Consider the following 17,032-nt stretch of genomic DNA (forward strand, 5'->3'; position numbering starts at 1 on the left):
CGGGTGTTGCGGGCGGATGACCCAGTGACTGCAGTAGGAACGCTACTTTGAAGACTTGCGCTACGAGCCCGAATTGATCATCCCGGCACCGACTGTGACGCCCGTCGCCTCGTCGATCAGGATGAACGAACCGGTGGTGCGGTTTTTCGAGTACGGGTCGCACAGCAGCGGCACGGTGGTGCGCAGCTGGACGCGACCGATCTCGTTGACGCCGAGCTCCTTCGTCTCCTGGTCGCGGTGCAGCGTGTTGACGTCGAGGCGGTACTGGATGTCCTTGACCAGGGCCCGCGCGGAGCGCGTGGTGTGCTTGATCGCGAGCTTCTGGCGCGGGCGCAGCGGCTCGTTGGTCATCCAGCAGATCATCGCGTCGATGTCCTGCGACGGCTTCGGGGCGTTGTTGGCCCGGGCGATCATGTCGCCGCGCGAGACGTCGACGTCGTCCTCGAGTCGGACGGTCACCGACATGGGCGGGAACGCCTCGGAGATCTCCTGGTCGAAGAGGTCGATGCCGGCGATCTTGGACGTCATGCCCGAGGGCAGGACGACGACCTCGTCGCCCGGCTTCAGGACGCCGCCGGCGACCATGCCGCCGTACCCGCGGTAGTCGTGGTGCTCGTCCGACTTGGGGCGTACGACGTACTGCACCGGGAAGCGGACGTCGACCAGGTCGCGGTCGGAGGCCACGTGGACGTGCTCGAGGTGGTGCATGAGCGTGGGACCGGAGTACCACGGCATGTTGTCGGAGCGGTTGACCACGTTGTCGCCGGCGAGCGCCGAGATCGGGATGACCTCGAGGTCCGGGATGTTGAGCTTGGTCGCGAAGGCCGTGAACTCGGCGTGGATCTTCTCGTAGACGGCCTGGTCGAAGTCGACGAGGTCCATCTTGTTGACCGCGAGCACCAGGTGCGGGACGCGGAGCAGGGAGAGGATCACCGCGTGCCGGCGGGACTGCTCGGTGAGGCCCTGGCGGGCGTCGACGAGCACCAGGCCGAGGTCGGCGGTCGAGGCTCCGGTGACCATGTTGCGGGTGTACTGCACGTGGCCCGGGGTGTCGGCGATGATGAACTTGCGCGTCGGGGTCGCGAAGTAGCGGTAGGCGACGTCGATGGTGATGCCCTGCTCCCGCTCGGAGCGCAGGCCGTCGGTGAGCAGCGCGAGGTCGGTGTAGTCGTAGCCGCGCGACTGCGAGGTCGCCTCGACGGCCTCGAGCTGGTCCTCGAAGATCGACTTCGAGTCGAGCAGCAGCCGCCCGATGAGGGTCGACTTGCCGTCGTCGACGGACCCGGCCGTCGCGAAGCGGAGCAGGTCCATGTTGGTGGGCTGGACGGCTGTGTTGTTGTCCTGGGCGGCCATCAGAAGTAGCCCTCCTTCTTGCGGTCCTCCATGGCGGCCTCGGAGAACCGGTCGTCGCCACGGGTGGCGCCGCGCTCGGTGAGCTTGGCGATGGAGATCTCGTCGATGATCTCGGGGATGGTGGAGGCGGTGGACTCGACGCACCCGGTGAGGGTGATGTCGCCGCAGGTGCGGAACCGCACGGTGCGCTCCTCGACCGTCTCGCCGGAGCGGAGCGGGTTGAGCGGCGTCTCGCTCATCAGCATGCCGTCGCGCTGGAACACGCGGCGCTGGTGGGAGAAGTAGATGTTGGGGATCTCGATGCCCTCGCGGCCGATGTAGTCCCAGACGTCAAGCTCGGTCCAGTTGCTGATCGGGAAGATCCGCATGTGCTCGCCCTCGTGCAGGCGGCCGTTGTAGAGGCTCCACAGCTCGGGGCGCTGGTTCTTCGGGTCCCACTGGCCGAACTCGTCGCGGTGGGAGTAGACGCGCTCCTTGGCGCGGGCCTTCTCCTCGTCGCGGCGACCGCCGCCGAACGCCGCGGTGAACCCGTTCTCCTCGATGGCGTTGAGCAGGGTGCCGATCTGGAGGCGGTTGCGGCTGGTCTTGCCGTCGTCGACGACCACGCCGTTGGCGATCGCCTCGTCGATGCTGGCGACGACGAGGCGTACGCCGAGCCTGTTGACCCAGTTGTCGCGCGTCTCGAGGACCTCCGGGAAGTCGAGCCCGGTGTCGACCTGCAGCACGGGGAACGGGATCTTCGCCGGGTAGAACGCCTTCTCGGCGAGCCGGAGCATCACGATGGAGTCCTTGCCGCCGGAGAACATCAGGACGGGCTTCTCGAACTCGGCAGCGACCTCACGGAAGATGTGGATCGACTCCGCTTCCAGCTGGTCGAGCTGACTCAGCCGGTAGTCGGTGTGCGTTTGGGTCATGACGGACGGAAAACCTCTCCTCGGGACAAGCAGCCCACATCGTAGCGATCGGCGACCGTCGGGCACGAAGTGCCGAGGAAGTCGAGTGACGTAGGGCACTTTAGCCGTCGCCTGATGGTCACCTGAACACCATCCGAGGTTCGGGCGGTGCTCGTCCTGGCCGCTCACGCTGGTGGTCGTGAAGATCGCTGTCGCCGGACTCGGCTACGTCGGACTCTCCAACGCCGTGGTGCTCGCCCAGCATCACGACGTGTGCGCGGTCGACCTCGACCCACGTCGGGTCGACCAGGTCAACCGGCGCGAGTCACCGATCGAGGACCGCGAGCTCGAGGACTACCTGCACACCCGCGAGCTGAGCCTCACCGCGACCCTGGACCGGTCGGAGGCGTACAGCGGCGTGGAGCTCGTCGTCATCGCGACCCCGACCGACTACGACCTCCAGACCAACAAGTTCGACACCTCCTCGGTCGAGTCGGTCGTCCGCGACGTGCTGGCCCTGGCCCCCGAGGCGATCATCGTCATCAAGTCGACGGTGCCGGTGGGCTTCACGGCGGGACTGCGCGAGGAGCACCCCGAGGCCGAGATCCTCTTCAGCCCGGAGTTCCTCCGCGAGGGGCGGGCCATCTACGACAACCTGCACCCGTCACGGATCGTCGTGGGAGATTGCGGCGCGGCCGGCAAGCTCTTCGCCGAGCTGCTCGTCGAGGGAGCGGAGGCGACCGACGTGCCGGTGCTGCTGACGGACGCGACCGAGGCCGAGGCGATCAAGCTCTTCTCCAACACCTACCTGGCGCTGCGGGTCGCCTACTTCAACGAGCTCGACACGTACGCCGCGACGTACGGGCTCGACCCCGCGCAGATCATCGAGGGCGTCGGCCTCGACCCGCGGATCGGGACGCACTACAACAACCCCAGCTTCGGGTACGGCGGCTACTGCCTGCCCAAGGACACCAAGCAGCTGCAGGCCAACTACCGCTACGTGCCCCAGAACCTGATCAGCGCGATCGTCGAGGCCAACACCACGCGCAAGGACTTCATCGCCGACGACATCCTGCGGCGGCGCCCGAAGACGGTCGGCATCTACCGGCTGATCATGAAGGAGGGGTCCGACAACTTCCGGATGTCCTCGGTCCAGGGCGTGATGAAACGGATCAAGGCGCGCGGCGTCGAGGTCGTGCTCTACGAGCCGAACCTCGAGACGGACACGTACTTCCACTCGCGGGTGGTCCGTGACCTCGCTGAGTTCAAGGAGGTCGCCGACGTGATCGTGGCGAACCGCCGCACCGACGTCCTGGACGACGTCGACCACAAGGTCTACACGCGCGACCTCTACGGCCGCGACTGAGTCTGCGGCGGTGGCGCGCCGTACTCCATCCGGTCGAGCTCGGTGACCGTCGGTGCGCCGTACATCGGAAGGCCCTGGGTCTTGCGGATCAGGCCCCAGACCAACGGCACCAGCACGAGCATCGCGAGGCCGATGCCGGCGATCAGCAGCGGGTGCGTCTCGTCCTTGCCCAGGGGCGCCCAGCCCGACTTGTCGAGCAGGGCGACTCCGGACATCGTCAGCACGATCACGATGCCGCGGCGGATGATCGACTGCGGCACGCGCGGCGCGATCCGGCTGCCGATCATGGTGCCGGGCGTGGAGCCGAGCACGAGCGGGATCAGGATCGACCAGTCGAGGCCGTTGATGGCGATGTTGGAGATCGCGGCGGCGAGCACCAGCGGCACCGCCTGGACCAGGTCGGTGCCGACGAGCTTGACCGCCGAGAGGCCCGGGTAGAGCATCAGCAGGGCGATCATGATGACCGAGCCCGAGCCGACGCTGGTGATGCCGACGAGCAGGCCGCCCATGGCGCCGACGAGCAAGGTCGGGATGGGCCGGATCGGCGGGTTCGGGTCGGCGTCCGGGCGGCCGCCGCGCACGCGGCGCAGGTTGATGTAGAGGCGCAGGGCGTACGTCGAGGCCGCGAAGAGCAGCGCGAACCCGATGCAGGTCTTGAGCAGGTTGTCGAGGGACTCGGGCTCCTGCCCGGCGATCTGGTGGATGATCCACGGCCCGAGGAGAGCCATCGGCACCGAGCCGACGATGAGCCACTTCGCCAGCTTGTAGTTGGGCGAGCCCTCGCGGGCGTGGACCGCGGCGCCACCGGACTTGTAGATCGCGGCCGCCGTCAGGTCGGCGGTCACGACCGTGGCGGCGTCGCCGACGCCGAGGAAGATCAGCGCCGGCGTCATCAGCGCGCCACCACCCATGCCGGTGAGGCCCACGATCACGCCGACGAAGAACCCCGCGGCCAGGATCGAGAAGAAGGTGGTGGTGATCAGGTCGTTCATGCGGGCAGTCTCCTCGCGTCGGCCAGGGCCGGGACGACGGCGCGCAGAAGCTCCTGCAGCTGGTTCGCGCACGCCTGGGCGGCCTCGGGGCCACGGCGATAGGGGTCGGGTACGTCGAGAGCCGGGTCGGCGGGGCCGCGGTGCTCACCGGCGTGCGCGAGCAGGTCGCGGCCGCCGAGGTCGCTGGCCCGGGCGGCCTCCGCGAACTGGCCGAGCGTGAACACCTTGCGGAAGGCGCCGGGGTGGTCGTCGAGGATGAACTGGCGGTGGGTGTGCTCCGCCGTCAGCACCAGGTCGGCGTCGCGCAGCAGCTCCGCCGTGAGCGGCCGGCTGCGGAAGGCGTCCCGGTCGTCCGCGTCGAGCAGCTGGGCCATCTCGGTGTCCATCGCGCTGTCCCGGAAGCCGTGGGTGCCGGCGCTGCTGAACACGATGTCCGCGTCCGGCCCGGCGATCTGCCGGGCGAGGAGCTCCATGTACGGCGAGCGGCAGATGTTCGCCGTACAGACGAAGAGGACGTGGAGGGGGGAGCTCGGGAGGGTCTCGATACGCTCGCTGGCGCTCGCTACTCGACCACCGAGGTTCTGCTCGTTGGTCGAGTGCGCCGCGAGGGACGAGCGGCGTGTATCGAGACCACCCTCGCGCAGGTCGAGGTAGCCCGCCTCGGCCAGACCGTCGAGGACGTCGTCGAGGGCGTCCTCGATGGTGCGGCCGGTGGTGTCGACACGGACGTCCGCGTCGTCCGGCTCCTCGTACGGCGAGGAGATGCCGGTGAACTCGGGGATCTCGCCGCGCCGGGCCTTGGCGTACATGCCCTTGCGGTCGCGGCGCTCGCACTCCTCCAGCGGCGTGGCGACGTGGATCAGGAAGAAGGCGCCGCCGGCGTCCTCGACCATGGCGCGGACCTGCTGGCGCGTCTCGTCGAACGGCGCGATCGGGCTGACGACGGCCAGCCCACCGTGCCGGGAGATCTCGGCGGCGACCCAGCCGATCCGACGGATGTTCGTCTCGCGGTCCTGCTTGGAGAAGGTGAGGCCGGCCGACAGGTGGCGGCGTACGACGTCGCCGTCGAGGCTCGTCACCGAGCGGGTGCCCTGCTCGAGGACGCGGTCCATGAGTGCCCGCGCGAGCGTCGACTTGCCGCTGCCGGAGAGGCCGGTGAAGAAGAGGACGAGGCCCTGGTCCTCCGGCTCGGGTCGAGCCTGGTCGATGATCGCCTGGATGCTCGCCGGCGAGGGGGACGTCGAGTCCGGGACCCCGATGACCGGGTCCGGGCCGGCGTAGTTGGCCACGACCTGGAGGCCGAGGGTGTGGTCGACCTCCGGATCGCCGTGCGAGGCGAGGGGGACCGCGACCACCGCGGCGTCGGGCAGCAGGTCGGCGGCGGCCAGCGTCGCGCGGATCAGGCCGGTCGCCGGGAGCTCCGGGGTCCCGGTGCCCACGAGCGCGAGGAGCAGGACCGGCCCGGCGGCGCCGAGCACCGCGAGCTCGTCCTCGGTGAGGGCGTCGACCAGCGGCACGACGGTGCGCCCGGCGTACTGCTCACGGGTCTGGGCCGGGGTCAGGTAGAGGCGTCGGAACGGGCCGTACTGCGCGTGGGTGAGCGGGGTGACCTCACCGTCGGGGACGCTGACCCGCGCGAGCGGGAGGCCTTCCGGGTCGACGATCTCCACGGCGCCGGCGGCCTCGGCGCTCGATGCGACCTCGGGCGGGAGAGTGAGCGTGACCGGGCTGCCGGGCTCGCCGAAGGACGTGGTCGGCGCCAGTGCCCCGCCGGCCAGCAGCTCGAGGTCGTCGAGCTCGCGCGGCGTGGGACAGTACTGCGGGGGAGCGGGGGTCGGCACGGGCGCAATCCTGCCATTCCCGCTGAAGTTAATGTGCACCCATGTCTATCCCCGTCGTCGTCGCGGAGCTGGTCCGATCGGGCTTCGTCGAGGGCCACCACTACGGCTCCGTCGTCGCGCTGGGCCCGGACGGATCGGTCGACTGGTCGGTCGGCTCGGTGACGGCTCCGATCCTTCCGCGCTCCAGCAACAAGCCCCTCCAGGCGCTCGCGATGGTACGTCTCGGCCTCGACCTGCCGTCCGAGCTGCTCGCGCTGGTCTGCGCGTCGCACTCCGGCGAGGCCTTCCACCTCGACGGCGTACGTCGGATCCTCGCGGGCGCCGGACTCTCGGAGGCCGACCTCCAGACGCCGCCCGACTTCCCGCTCGAGGACGCCGAGTGGCACGCGGTCGTCGCGGCCGGCGGTGAGCGGACGCCCCTCCAGATGAACTGCTCGGGCAAGCACGCCGGGATGCTCGCCAGCTGTGTCGTGAACGGCTGGGACACCGCGACCTACCTCGATCCGGACCATCCGCTGCAGCGGGCGATCTGGTCGACGATCGAGGAGGTGACCGGCGAGCCGGTGGCCGCGGCCGCGACGGACGGCTGCGGCGCTCCGCTGCTGTCGACGTCATTGCTCGGCCTGGCGACGGCGTTCCGGCGGCTCGTGGTCGCCACGGACGGTCCCGAGCGGGAGGTCGCCGACGCGATCCGCACCCACCCCGCCTGGGTCTCCGGCACCCGGCGCGACGAGTGCGCCCTGCTGACCGCGATCCCGGGCGCCATCGGCAAGGCCGGCGCCGAGGCCTGCTACGCCGTCGCACTGAGCGACGGTCGCGCGTTCGCGCTGAAGATCGACGACGGGGGTGCCCGCGCCCGCCCGGTCGTGATGGCCGCGGCGCTCCAGCGCGCCGGCGTGGACCAGGAGCCCGGCGTCGACGGCGACGCCGTACGACGCACAGGGGACTCGCCTCTGCTCGGCGGCGGTCTGCGGGTCGGCGAGGTCCGCGCCGTCCTGTAGGAGTCGGTGGTTTCGAGGCTCGGGCCTGACGGCCCTCGCACCTCAACCACCGGACGAGCGGTGGTTGAGGTGCGAGCGCAGCGAGCCCACACGGTGGTTGAGGTGCGAGCGCAGCGAGCCTCGAAACCACCATCGGCGCACGCCGACTGTGCAAGGCTTCGGCAGTGACGAGATGCGCGCTGATCACCGGCATCACCGGCCAGGACGGCTCCTACCTGGCTGAGCTCCTGCTCGCCAAGGGCTACCAGGTGCACGGCCTCCGGCGCCGCTCGTCGACCTTCAACAGTGCGCGGATCGAGCACCTCTACCAGGATCCCCGCGACCCGGACACCCGGTTGTTCTTCCACTACGCCGACCTGACCGACGAGTCCCGGCTGATCCGACTGCTGCGCCGCATCCAACCCGACGAGGTCTACAACCTCGCCGGGCAGTCACACGTCGGCGTGAGCTTCGACGAGCCGGAGTACACCGGCGACACGGTTGGCCTCGGCGCGGTCCGACTGCTGGAGGCGATCCGGACTGCGGAGCTCGACTGCCGCTACTACCAGGCGTCGAGCTCAGCGATGTACGGCACCGTGCCCGGGCCCCAGTCCGAGGAGACGGCGTTCCGCCCGACCTCGCCGTACGGCGCGGCGAAGCTCTACGCCCACAACGCGACGACGATCTACCGCGAGGGCTACGGGATGTTCGCGGTCAGCGGGATCCTGTTCAACCACGAGTCGCCGCGACGGGGCGAGACGTTCGTGACCCGCAAGGTCAGCCGCGCGGTGGCGCGCATCCAGGCCGGTCTGGCCGACTACCTCTACATGGGCAACCTCGACGGCGTGCGCGACTGGGGATATGCGCCGGAGTACGTCGAGGGCATGTGGCGGATGCTCCAGGCCGACGAGCCGCGCGACTACGTGCTCGCCACCGGGCGCAGCTACACAGTGCGCGACTTCGTGGTCGCGGCGTTCGAGCACGCCGGCCTCGACTGGGAGAAACACGTCCGCACGGACGAGCGATACCTGCGCCCCACCGAGCCCGAGGCCCTCATCGGCGACGCGAGCCGGGCCGAGCGGGAGCTCGGATGGCAGGCGCAGGTCCACGGCAAGCAACTCGTCGAGATCATGGTCGACGCCGACGCGGCAGCCTTGAAGTACGAGGGCGCCCCCTGGGTGGACCGGCCACGCGACTGGCCGCCTCGCTGAGCCGGCTCAGCTGACAGGCACGCTGGCGACGGCTACCACGCCCTCGCCCTCGAGCGCGATCGGCCCGTCGGCGTGCGGGACGAAGAGGGTCTCGCCGCGACGGAGCTCGTGGCGGGAGCGTGCGCTGGTCACGGCGACCTCGCCGTCGAGGCACAGCGCGGTCCGCGGACCCTCGGCGGGAAGCCGGTCCCCGGGCTCGCGTGCGATGGTCAGCTCGAACTCAGCGACCGGCGGCCGGTAGGTGAGCGTGTTGGTGCTGACCGCCGTCGGCTCCCACAGGGGCGCCGGCATCGGAGTGAAGTTCGCGATGTGCAGCAGCTCGTCGACGTCCACGTGCTTCGGGGTGAGACCGGCGCGGACGACGTTGTCGGACGACGCCATGATCTCGACGCCGAACCCGGAGCTGTAGGCGTGGACGACGCCGGCGTCGAGGAACATCGCCTCACCCGGCGAGAGGACCACGTGGTTGAGCAGCAGGGTCACCAGGACGCCGGGGTCACTGGGGTACTTCCTGGCCAGCGAGGCGGTCTGGGCGAAGAGGCGGGTGCTCTCGCGCTCCACGCTCGCGCGGTCGAGGTACATCCGGCCCGACGTACGGAACGCCTGGTGGCCGCGCTCCTCGGCTGCTGTCGCCGCCGCGGCGATCTCGCCCACCAGCTGCTCGAGCCCCTCGCCGTGCTGGTCGAGGATCTCGCTCACGACGGTGTGCAGGGCCTGGAACGGCGGCGCCGTCTCGAGCTCCTTGGCGACCCGGTCGGCCCAGGGGTGCTCCAGCAGGCGCAGGATCCGCACCGTCTTGTCGACGTCGCGGAAGCCGGCCATGCCCTCGAAGCGGGTGATCGCCACGATCATCTCGGGCTTGTGGAAGCAGTCCTGGTAGCTGCGCTCGGCGGCCCCCACCGGGATGCCGGCCTGGTTCTCCAGCTCGAACCCGATGCGGGCGCGCTGCGAGGTCGGGTGCACCTGGAGCGACAGCGGCTCCGCGGCGGCCAGCGCCTTCATCAGGTAGGGCAGTCGGGGCCCGAACGTCTCGTGGGCGTGATCGCCGAGGGCCTCGTCGGCGTGGTCACGGATGTGGTCGTCGAGCCGGGTGCCGTCCGGCAGCAGGGCGGGGTCGCCCGGGTGCGCGCCGACCCAGAGCTCGGCCTGCGGGCGGCCGTCGGCGGGCGTGCCGAGGAAGCGCGGGATCAGGCTCGTTGATCCCCACGCGTAGTCACGCGTCACACACGTCAGCTGCTCCACTCCTCGATCGTAGGACCGCCGGACGGCGCGACGCTTCCTTTGTTGGTCTCTTGTTGACGAGCTGTGGGATTGCCCTGCTTGCTGTTGCACGCGCGTAACTCTCAGGCTGTGGAAGGACTCACACTCCGTCCGCTTGCAAAGTGCTAGCAGTTGCTAGCAGGGTGGGAAGCATGGCAATGGGCAAGGTCGGCAGCGCCGTCGAGACCCTCGGTGACTACCTCCGCGAGCAGCGCGTCAGTGCGCATCTCTCGTTGCGTCAGCTCGCCGAGCAGGCTGGCGTCTCCAACCCGTACCTGAGCCAGATCGAGCGCGGACTGCGCCGGCCGTCTGCACAGGTGCTCCAGCAGCTGGCCAAGGCACTCCGCATCTCTGCCGAGCAGCTGTATGTGCGGGCGGGGATCGTCAGTCCCGAGGAGGGCGTCGGCGGATCCGTCGAGCTCGCGATCCTCGGGGACTCCGCGCTGACCGAGCGACAGAAGCAGTCGCTGCTCGACGTCTACACGTCGTTCCTCGCCCTCAACGGGACGACGACCCAACCGAAGGAGTAACACCACCATGGCCAAGTTCGCCCTCCCCACCCTGGACCTGCCCGCCGAGGCCACCCGCCCGCTGTACGCCGCCGCCGGCGCCACGGACGTCGTCGTCGGCTACGTCCGCGACGCCTACTCGGACCTGCAGAAGCAGCTCGCCGACGTCCAGAAGGACGTGCAGACCCGCATCTCCTCGTTCGACTTCGAGCCGAAGGCCCTCCGGGACCAGGCCGTCACCGTCCTCGCCACCCAGATCGACGCGCTGTCCAAGGACGCCAAGTCGAGCCGTGAGGCGATCGAGAAGCGCGTGGCCGAGCTCCAGGCCGAGGCCGCGGGCATCCCCGCCACCGTGACCGCGACGTACGCCGACCTCGCCAAGCGCGGCGAGGTCCTGGTCGGCCGGATCCGCACCCAGGAGTCGACGAAGGCCACCGCCACCGCGGCGAAGACCACGACGACCAAGGCCAAGACCACGAAGACGCAGGCGACCAAGTCTGCGAAGAAGACGTCGACGACGGCCAAGAAGGCGACGAAGTCCACCGCGAAGAAGACCTCGTCGACCGCGAAGAAGACGTCGACCGCGCCGAAGAGCAGCGCGAAGGCGACCACTACCGCGGCCAAGAAGACCGCGACGGCGGCCGCCTCGGCCACCACGGACGCCGCCGCCAAGGTCGGCGACTGATCCATGCTCATCACGAAGGGCGGCAACCCGTGGGGTTGCCGCCCTTCGTGCTGCTCCGGAGTCTCCGCTCGACCGTCGCTCCCCGTAGGCTGTGACGCGTGATGACGGTCTTCAACCTCGAGTACGGCTTCACCATGGTCGTGACGCTGGTGCTGCTCGCCGTGAAGGTGTTCGCCTTCGTCAACTCGTTGATGTGGTCGTCGGAGTCCTACTCGGCGGCCGGCAAGCTCACGAAGCCCGCCTGGACGATCATCCTCGGCCTGGGCCTGGTCGTGCAGATCGTCTTCCCGGGCCTGATCAACCTGCTCAACCTGGCGTTCACGGTCGCTGCGCTCGTCTACCTCGCGGACGTCCGTCCGGCGTTGGCGAGCCTCACGCGTCGGCGCTGAGGTAACGCTCCAGCGCGACGCTCGCGTCCTCCGGGACGAAGCCCGTCGCCTCGATCTTCGCCAGGCTCATCGCGCTGTTCAGCGGACGCGGCGACGCCTCCGGCTTGTCCGCGAAGTACTCCGCCGTGGTCGTCGAGGTCACGTCGGCCTCGTCGCGACCGGCGAGCCGGAAGATGGCTCGGGTGATCTCCGCCCAGGACATCACCGGGCCGCCGTTGCTCAGGTTGTAGGTGCCGTGGGCTGCACCGGCGTCGACCAGGTGCCGGGTCGCGCGCGACAGCTCGGTGGTGAACGTCAGCCGGCCGACCTGGTCGGCGACGACGCTGGGAGAGACGCCGTTGTCGGCGAGCCGCTTCATGGTGCGCACGAAGTTGTTGCCCTCGCCGATCACCCACGACGTGCGCAGCAGGTAGTGCTTCGGGGCGGTCGCGACAGCGATGTCGCCGGCCGCCTTGGTCTGGGCGTAGACGCCCAGGGGCGACAAGGGCTCGTCCTCGGTGTGCTCCTCCGCCGTGCCGTCGAAGACGTACTCCGAGGAGTAGTGGACCAGCGTGAAGCCGTGCTCGCGCGAGAGCCCCGCCAGGGTCGCCGGTGCGCCGGCGTTCGCTGCCCACGCCGTACGGCGTCCTTCGGGTGTCTCGGCCGCATCGACCGCGGTGTAGGCGGCGGCGTTGAGCACCAGTGCGTACTCGTGCCACGGCCACGCGGCGACCGCGTCGACGTCGGTGACGTCGAGCTCGTCAAGATCCACGAGGTCCGAGCCCGGGAAGTCGACCTGGAGCGCGCGGCCGAGCTGGCCGCGGCAGCCGATGATCAGCGTCTTCTTCGGCTGCATCCGCTCGGCGTCCGCAAGAGACGGGTTGGTGCGGTCCTTCTCCGAGATCTCCGCCTCGTCGAGCGGGATCGGCCAGGGGATCGCCACAGTGGCGTCGGCCAGGTCGAGGGCGGGGTACGGCGTCGCCGGTCGCCAGTGCTCGTTGACGAGGTAGGAGTAGGTGACGCCGTCCTCGAGGGTCTGGTAGCTGTTGCCGACGCCCCGGGGAACGAACACCGCGGTCGCCGGGTCGAGCTCGACCGTGAACACGGCGCCGTACGAGTCGCCGTCGCGCATGTCGACCCAGGCGCCGAAGGCGCTGCCGTTGGCGACCGAGACGAACTTGTCCCACGGCTCCGTGTGGATGCCGCGCGTCGTCCCGCGCTTGGCGTTGAAGGACATGTTGTTCTGCACCGGCCCGAAGTCCGGGAGACCGAGCGCGACCATCTTCTCGCGCTGCCAGTTCTCCTTGAACCAGCCGCGCGCATCCTCGCGCAGGTCGAGCCGGAGCACGACCAGGCCGGGGATCGGGGTCGCCTCGAGGGTGGGGAGGGTCATCGGGCTTCCTTCGGGGAGGGGTCTCGATACGCCTTCGCTCGTACCTCGCGACGGCTACTCGACCAGCGAGTGGCCTTCATTCGTACCTCGCGACGGCTACTCGACCAGCGAGTGGCCTTCATTCGCACCTCGCGACGGCTACTCGACCAGCTCTCGGTGGTCGAGTAGCGAGCGCCAGCGAGCGTATCGAGACCCGGCGTCACGAGATGGTCACTGGCCCTTCGCGGCGTACGACGCCTCGACCGCGTCCTTGTGGGGGCGCCACCAGGCCTCGTTGGCGACGTACCAGTCGATCGTCGCCTGCAGGCCGGCGTCGAAGTCCTGGTACTGCGGCTGCCAGTCGAGCTGGTGGCGCAGCTTGCCGGACTCGATGGCGTAGCGGCGGTCGTGCCCGGCGCGGTCGCGGACGAACTCGATGTCGTCCTCGCTGCGGCCGAAGTGGCGCAGGATCGCCTGCACGACCTCGAGGTTGTTCTTCTCGCCGTCGGCACCGATCAGGTAGGTCTCGCCGATCTGGCCGCGCTCGAGGATCGCCAGCACCGCCGACGAGTGGTCCTCGGTGTGGATCCAGTCGCGGACGTTGAGCCCGTCGCCGTAGACGCGCGGTCGGCGGCCGTCGATGACCTCGGTGATCTGGCGGGGGATGAACTTCTCGATGTGCTGCCAGGGCCCGTAGTTGTTGGAGCAGTTGGAGATCGTGGCGCGGACGCCGAAGGAGCGCACCCACGCGCGGACCAGGTGGTCGGACCCGGCCTTCGAGGCGGAGTACGGCGAGGACGGGTTGTAGGGCGTGTCCTCGGTGAAGCGCTTGGGGTCGTCCAGCTCGAGGTCGCCGTAGACCTCGTCGGTGGAGACGTGGTGGAAGCGCTTGTCGTGCTTGCGGGCGGCCTCCAGCAGCGTGAAGCTCCCGACGATGTTGGTGCGGATGAACGGGCCGGGGTCTTCCAGGCTGTTGTCGTTGTGCGACTCGGCCGCGTAGTGCACGACGGCGTCGACGCCGGCGACCAGCGGCTCCACGACCTCGGGCTCGGCGATGTCACCGACGACCAGCTCGACGCGATCTGCGGGCAGGCCGTCGAGGGACTCCTGGGTCGCGGCGTACGTGAGCTTGTCCAGCACCGTCACGTGGGCGTCGGTGTTGGCCACGACATGGTGGACGAAGTTGGAGCCGATGAAGCCGGCTCCGCCGGTCACGAGGATGCGATCCATGGCCACGATCCTAGGAGGCGGGCGCCCGGCACATAGGATGCGGGCCATGCGAGGGATCATCCTGGCCGGTGGCACCGGCTCCCGGCTGCACCCGATCACCCTTGCGGTGAGCAAGCAGCTGATGCCGGTCTACGACAAGCCGATGATCTACTACCCGCTGTCGACCCTGATGCTCGCCGGCATCCGCGACGTCCTGGTCATCACGACGCCGCACGAGGGCGAGCAGTTCGTGCGGCTGCTCGGCGACGGCAGTCAGTTCGGCATATCGATCACCTACGCCGTACAGCCGAGCCCCGACGGGCTGGCCCAGGCTTTCGTGATCGGCGAGGAGCACATCCGCGACGAGGTCGCCGGCCTGGTGCTCGGTGACAACCTCTTCTACGGGCCCGGCCTGGGCACCCAGCTGACCCGCTTCGAGGACCTGCGCGGTGCGGCGGTCTTCGGCTACCGGGTCGCCGACCCGACGGCGTACGGCGTCGTCGAGTTCGACGACGAGGGCCGGGCGCTCTCGCTGGAGGAGAAGCCTGCGGAGCCGAAGAGCAACTACGCGGTGCCGGGCCTCTACTTCTACGACCAGACCGTGGCGGAGCGCGCGAAGGCCCTCCAGCCCTCGGCCCGCGGCGAGCTCGAGATCACCGACCTCAACCGCACCTACCTCGACGAGGGGACGCTGCAGGTCGAGGTGCTGCCGCGCGGCGTGGCGTGGCTCGACACCGGCACCATCGACGACCTGAACGAGGCCGGCAACTACGTCCGGGCGATCGAGCACCGGCAGGGCTTCAAGATCGGGTGCCCCGAGGAGGTGGCCTGGCGCAACGGGTTCCTCGATGACGCTCAGCTCGCGGCGCTGGCCGAGCCACTCGTGAAGAGCGGCTACGGCACCTACCTGCTGGGGCTGCTCGACGACTGAGCCTCGAGCTCGAGCAGGTCGGCCTCGACCATCCGGCCGACGATCTCGTCGAAGTCCACGGTCGGTGCCCAGCCCAGCCGCTGCCGGGCGCGCGTCGAGTCGCCGCGCAGCTCGCTGGCGTCGGTCGGGCGGACCAAGGCGTCGTCGACCTCGACGTGGTGCTCCCAGTCGCTCAGGCCGACATGCGCGAACGCCGTCGCCACGAAGTCGCGCACGGAGTGGCTGGTGCCGGTCGCAATCACGAAGTCGGCCGCGACCTCGGCGCGAGCGGCCCGCACCATCGCGTCCACGTAGTCAGGTGCCCAGCCCCAGTCCCGGCGAGCCTCGAGGTTGCCCAGGGTGAGGGTCTCCGTCCGTCCGCGGGCGATCTCTGCCACCGCCGAGGTGATCTTGCGGGTCACGAAGTGGCGTGGGCGGCGCGGGGACTCGTGGTTGTACAGGATGACGCCGGCGGTGTGGAGGCCGCGCTGGCGGTAGACATGGGCGCTCAGGTGGGCGAAGGCCTTGGCCGCGCCGTACGGGTTGAGCGGGCGCACCGTCGTGGACTCGTCCTGCGGTGAGCGGTCGGGCTCGCCGAAGATCTCCGCGCTGGAGGCCTGGACGAACCGGACGGGTCGACCGGACCCGCGCTGCGCCTGCAATCCGGACTCCATCAGCGCCACGGCCGCGCTGCCGTTGAGCTCGGCGGTGAGGTCCGGCTGCTCCCACGACTGCGCGACCGAGCTCAGGGCGGCCAGGTTGTAGATCTCGTCGGGGGCGAGGTCGACGACCAGGCGCCGTACCGACGTGACGTCGGTCAGATCCCCGGGGTGCAGCTCGACGCCGGCGATGTCCGGCAAGGGCTCGTGGACGTTGGCGAGGGCGTGCACCTCGACGCCCTCGCCCAGCAGGCGTTCGGCGAGGTAGCCGCCGTCCTGCCCGCTGATCCCGGTGATGAACGCGACGGCTCCGCTGGACAAGGGGGTCACCAGCCTTGGCGGGTGGCGGCCAGGTCGGCGTCGACCATCATCGCGACCAGCTCGCGGAAGGAGACCTTGGGCTTCCACCCGAGCACCTCGCGGGCCTTGCTCGCGTCGCCGATCAGGTGGTCGACCTCGGCCGGCCGCATGAAGCGCTCGTCCTGGCGGACGTACGGCGTCCAGTCGTCGATGCCGACGTGGGCGAAGGCGGCGTCCAGGAAGTCCCGGATCGAGTGGGTCTCGCCGGTCGCCACGACGTAGTCGTCCGCGACCGGCTGCTGGAGCATCAGCCACATCGCCTCGACGTAGTCCCCGGCGAAGCCCCAATCACGCTCGGCGTCGAGGTTGCCGAGCACAACGTGGTCCTGGATCCCGAGCTTGATCCGGGCGACCGCCTCGCTGATCTTGCGGGTCACGAACTCCGGCCCGCGCCGCGGGGACTCGTGGTTGAAGAGGATCCCCGACGAGGCGTGCATGCCGTAGGACTCGCGGTAGTTGATCGTCATGTAGTGGCCGAAGACCTTGCTCACGCCGTACGGCGAGCGCGGCCACAGCAGCGTCCGCTCGTGCTGGGGCACCTCCTGGACCTTGCCGAACATCTCCGAGCTGGAGGCCTGGTAGAACCGGACGCCTTCGGGCCGGTCGCCGGTGTGCAGGCGGACCGCCTCGAGCATGTTGAGCACGCCCTTGGCGGTCACGTCGGTCGTGAGCGCGGCGTTCTCCCACGAGTAGGCGACGAACGAGACGGCGCCGAGGTTGTAGACCTCGTCGGGGTCCGAGTCGCGCAGCGCCCGGATCAGGCTCGACATGTCGGTGAGGTCGCCGTTGTGGAGGCGTACGTCGGGCAGCAGCTCCTCGACCAGGTCGCGCTTGGGGTTGTTCTGCCCGCGGATCACCCCGTGGACGTCGTACCCCTTCGCGAGGAGAAGCTCGGCCAGGTAGAGCCCGTCCTGACCGGTGATCCCGGTGATGAGTGCGGTCGGCATGGTGGGGATTGTGCCGGACGCCGCTCAGCGGTGGGGTGAGTAGGCCGAGGTCGCGCGTTGGCCGCGAGTGGTTTCGAGGCTCAGGCCTGGCGGCCTTCGCACCTCAACCAACGGGCG

General features: G+C 69.6%; 16 protein-coding genes. 7 read left to right on the forward strand and 9 right to left on the reverse strand.

Annotated features, from left to right (window positions below; genetic code table 11):
• Positions 1 to 60 precede the first annotated feature (60 nt).
• Together ACFPYL_RS14810 and cysD are read right to left on the reverse strand one after the other, a co-directional pair.
• Positions 61 to 1,353, reverse strand: coding sequence for a sulfate adenylyltransferase subunit 1 (locus ACFPYL_RS14810; protein ID WP_379155673.1), 1,293 nt, complete (start codon positions 1,351 to 1,353; stop codon positions 61 to 63).
• Entirely contained in the window at positions 1,353 to 2,267 is a 915-nt protein-coding gene (gene cysD / locus ACFPYL_RS14815) for a sulfate adenylyltransferase subunit CysD (RefSeq protein ID WP_379155676.1), read from the reverse strand. Before cysD ends, ACFPYL_RS14810 begins: the two co-directional genes overlap by 1 nt.
• A 178-nt stretch (positions 2,268 to 2,445) precedes the next feature.
• Between cysD and ACFPYL_RS14820 the strand changes: the two genes are divergently transcribed.
• Complete coding sequence (locus tag ACFPYL_RS14820; RefSeq protein WP_379155679.1) at positions 2,446 to 3,612, forward strand: nucleotide sugar dehydrogenase; 1,167 nt, start codon at positions 2,446 to 2,448, stop codon at positions 3,610 to 3,612.
• Here the strand turns inward: ACFPYL_RS14820 and ACFPYL_RS14825 are convergent.
• On the reverse strand, positions 3,597 to 4,604 hold the full coding sequence (locus tag ACFPYL_RS14825) for a sulfite exporter TauE/SafE family protein (RefSeq protein ID WP_379155682.1): 1,008 nt from the start codon (positions 4,602 to 4,604) through the stop codon (positions 3,597 to 3,599). The two genes, ACFPYL_RS14820 and ACFPYL_RS14825, sit on opposite strands and share 16 nt — an antisense overlap.
• Positions 4,601 to 6,445, reverse strand: a complete 1,845-nt coding sequence (gene cysC, locus ACFPYL_RS14830) for an adenylyl-sulfate kinase (RefSeq protein ID WP_379155685.1) — start codon at positions 6,443 to 6,445, stop codon at positions 4,601 to 4,603. Before cysC ends, ACFPYL_RS14825 begins: the two co-directional genes overlap by 4 nt.
• A gap of 41 nt (positions 6,446 to 6,486) precedes the next feature.
• On the opposite strand from cysC, the gene ACFPYL_RS14835 reads away from it, so the two are divergent.
• Together ACFPYL_RS14835 and gmd (ACFPYL_RS14840) are read left to right on the forward strand one after the other, a co-directional pair.
• The gene (locus ACFPYL_RS14835) at positions 6,487 to 7,446 is read left to right on the forward strand and encodes an asparaginase (RefSeq protein WP_379155688.1); all 960 of its coding nucleotides are present in this window, start codon (positions 6,487 to 6,489) and stop codon (positions 7,444 to 7,446) included.
• 164 nt (positions 7,447 to 7,610) lie between these two features.
• Positions 7,611 to 8,636, forward strand: coding sequence for a GDP-mannose 4,6-dehydratase (gene gmd, locus ACFPYL_RS14840; RefSeq protein ID WP_379155690.1), 1,026 nt, complete (start codon positions 7,611 to 7,613; stop codon positions 8,634 to 8,636).
• Between the two features lie 6 nt (positions 8,637 to 8,642).
• On the opposite strand, the gene manA is transcribed toward gmd (ACFPYL_RS14840), so the two are convergent.
• The gene (manA, locus tag ACFPYL_RS14845) at positions 8,643 to 9,878 is read right to left on the reverse strand and encodes a mannose-6-phosphate isomerase, class I (RefSeq protein WP_379155693.1); all 1,236 of its coding nucleotides are present in this window, start codon (positions 9,876 to 9,878) and stop codon (positions 8,643 to 8,645) included.
• 170 nt (positions 9,879 to 10,048) lie between these two features.
• Here manA and ACFPYL_RS14850 point away from each other — a divergent pair, with 170 nt between their 5' ends.
• The 3 genes from ACFPYL_RS14850 to ACFPYL_RS14860 all read left to right on the forward strand — a co-directional run bounded on the left by ACFPYL_RS14850 (position 10,049) and on the right by ACFPYL_RS14860 (position 11,479).
• On the forward strand, positions 10,049 to 10,426 hold the full coding sequence (locus ACFPYL_RS14850) for a helix-turn-helix domain-containing protein (RefSeq protein ID WP_379155696.1): 378 nt from the start codon (positions 10,049 to 10,051) through the stop codon (positions 10,424 to 10,426).
• Between the two features lie 7 nt (positions 10,427 to 10,433).
• On the forward strand, positions 10,434 to 11,090 hold the full coding sequence (locus ACFPYL_RS14855) for a hypothetical protein (RefSeq protein WP_379155699.1): 657 nt from the start codon (positions 10,434 to 10,436) through the stop codon (positions 11,088 to 11,090).
• A 101-nt stretch (positions 11,091 to 11,191) separates the two neighbouring features.
• On the forward strand, positions 11,192 to 11,479 hold the full coding sequence (locus ACFPYL_RS14860; protein WP_379156845.1) for a DUF2516 family protein: 288 nt from the start codon (positions 11,192 to 11,194) through the stop codon (positions 11,477 to 11,479).
• Here ACFPYL_RS14860 and ACFPYL_RS14865 read toward each other — a convergent pair.
• Positions 11,463 to 12,851 (reverse strand): sugar nucleotide-binding protein, encoded by a 1,389-nt coding sequence (locus ACFPYL_RS14865; protein WP_379155702.1) that lies wholly within the window; start codon positions 12,849 to 12,851, stop codon positions 11,463 to 11,465. The two genes, ACFPYL_RS14860 and ACFPYL_RS14865, sit on opposite strands and share 17 nt — an antisense overlap.
• A 210-nt stretch (positions 12,852 to 13,061) precedes the next feature.
• Positions 13,062 to 14,060: a dTDP-glucose 4,6-dehydratase gene (gene rfbB / locus ACFPYL_RS14870; protein ID WP_379155705.1), complete on the reverse strand. Its 999-nt coding sequence runs from the start codon at positions 14,058 to 14,060 to the stop codon at positions 13,062 to 13,064.
• Positions 14,061 to 14,106: 46 nt separating this feature from the next.
• On the opposite strand from rfbB, the gene rfbA reads away from it, so the two are divergent.
• Positions 14,107 to 14,970: a glucose-1-phosphate thymidylyltransferase RfbA gene (gene rfbA / locus ACFPYL_RS14875; protein ID WP_379155708.1), complete on the forward strand. Its 864-nt coding sequence runs from the start codon at positions 14,107 to 14,109 to the stop codon at positions 14,968 to 14,970.
• Here rfbA and ACFPYL_RS14880 read toward each other — a convergent pair.
• Together ACFPYL_RS14880 and gmd (ACFPYL_RS14885) are read right to left on the reverse strand one after the other, a co-directional pair.
• A complete protein-coding gene (locus ACFPYL_RS14880; RefSeq protein ID WP_379155711.1) occupies positions 14,943 to 15,938 on the reverse strand; it encodes a GDP-mannose 4,6-dehydratase in 996 nt (331 codons plus the stop codon). The genes rfbA and ACFPYL_RS14880 overlap by 28 nt on opposite strands.
• A complete protein-coding gene (gene gmd / locus ACFPYL_RS14885; protein WP_379155714.1) occupies positions 15,935 to 16,915 on the reverse strand; it encodes a GDP-mannose 4,6-dehydratase in 981 nt (326 codons plus the stop codon). Before gmd (ACFPYL_RS14885) ends, ACFPYL_RS14880 begins: the two co-directional genes overlap by 4 nt.
• Between the last annotated feature and the right edge of the window lie 117 nt (positions 16,916 to 17,032).

This window comes from Nocardioides hankookensis, assembly GCF_042658885.1.
In the GTDB taxonomy this organism is placed as follows: Bacteria; Actinomycetota; Actinomycetes; order Propionibacteriales; family Nocardioidaceae; genus Nocardioides; species Nocardioides hankookensis.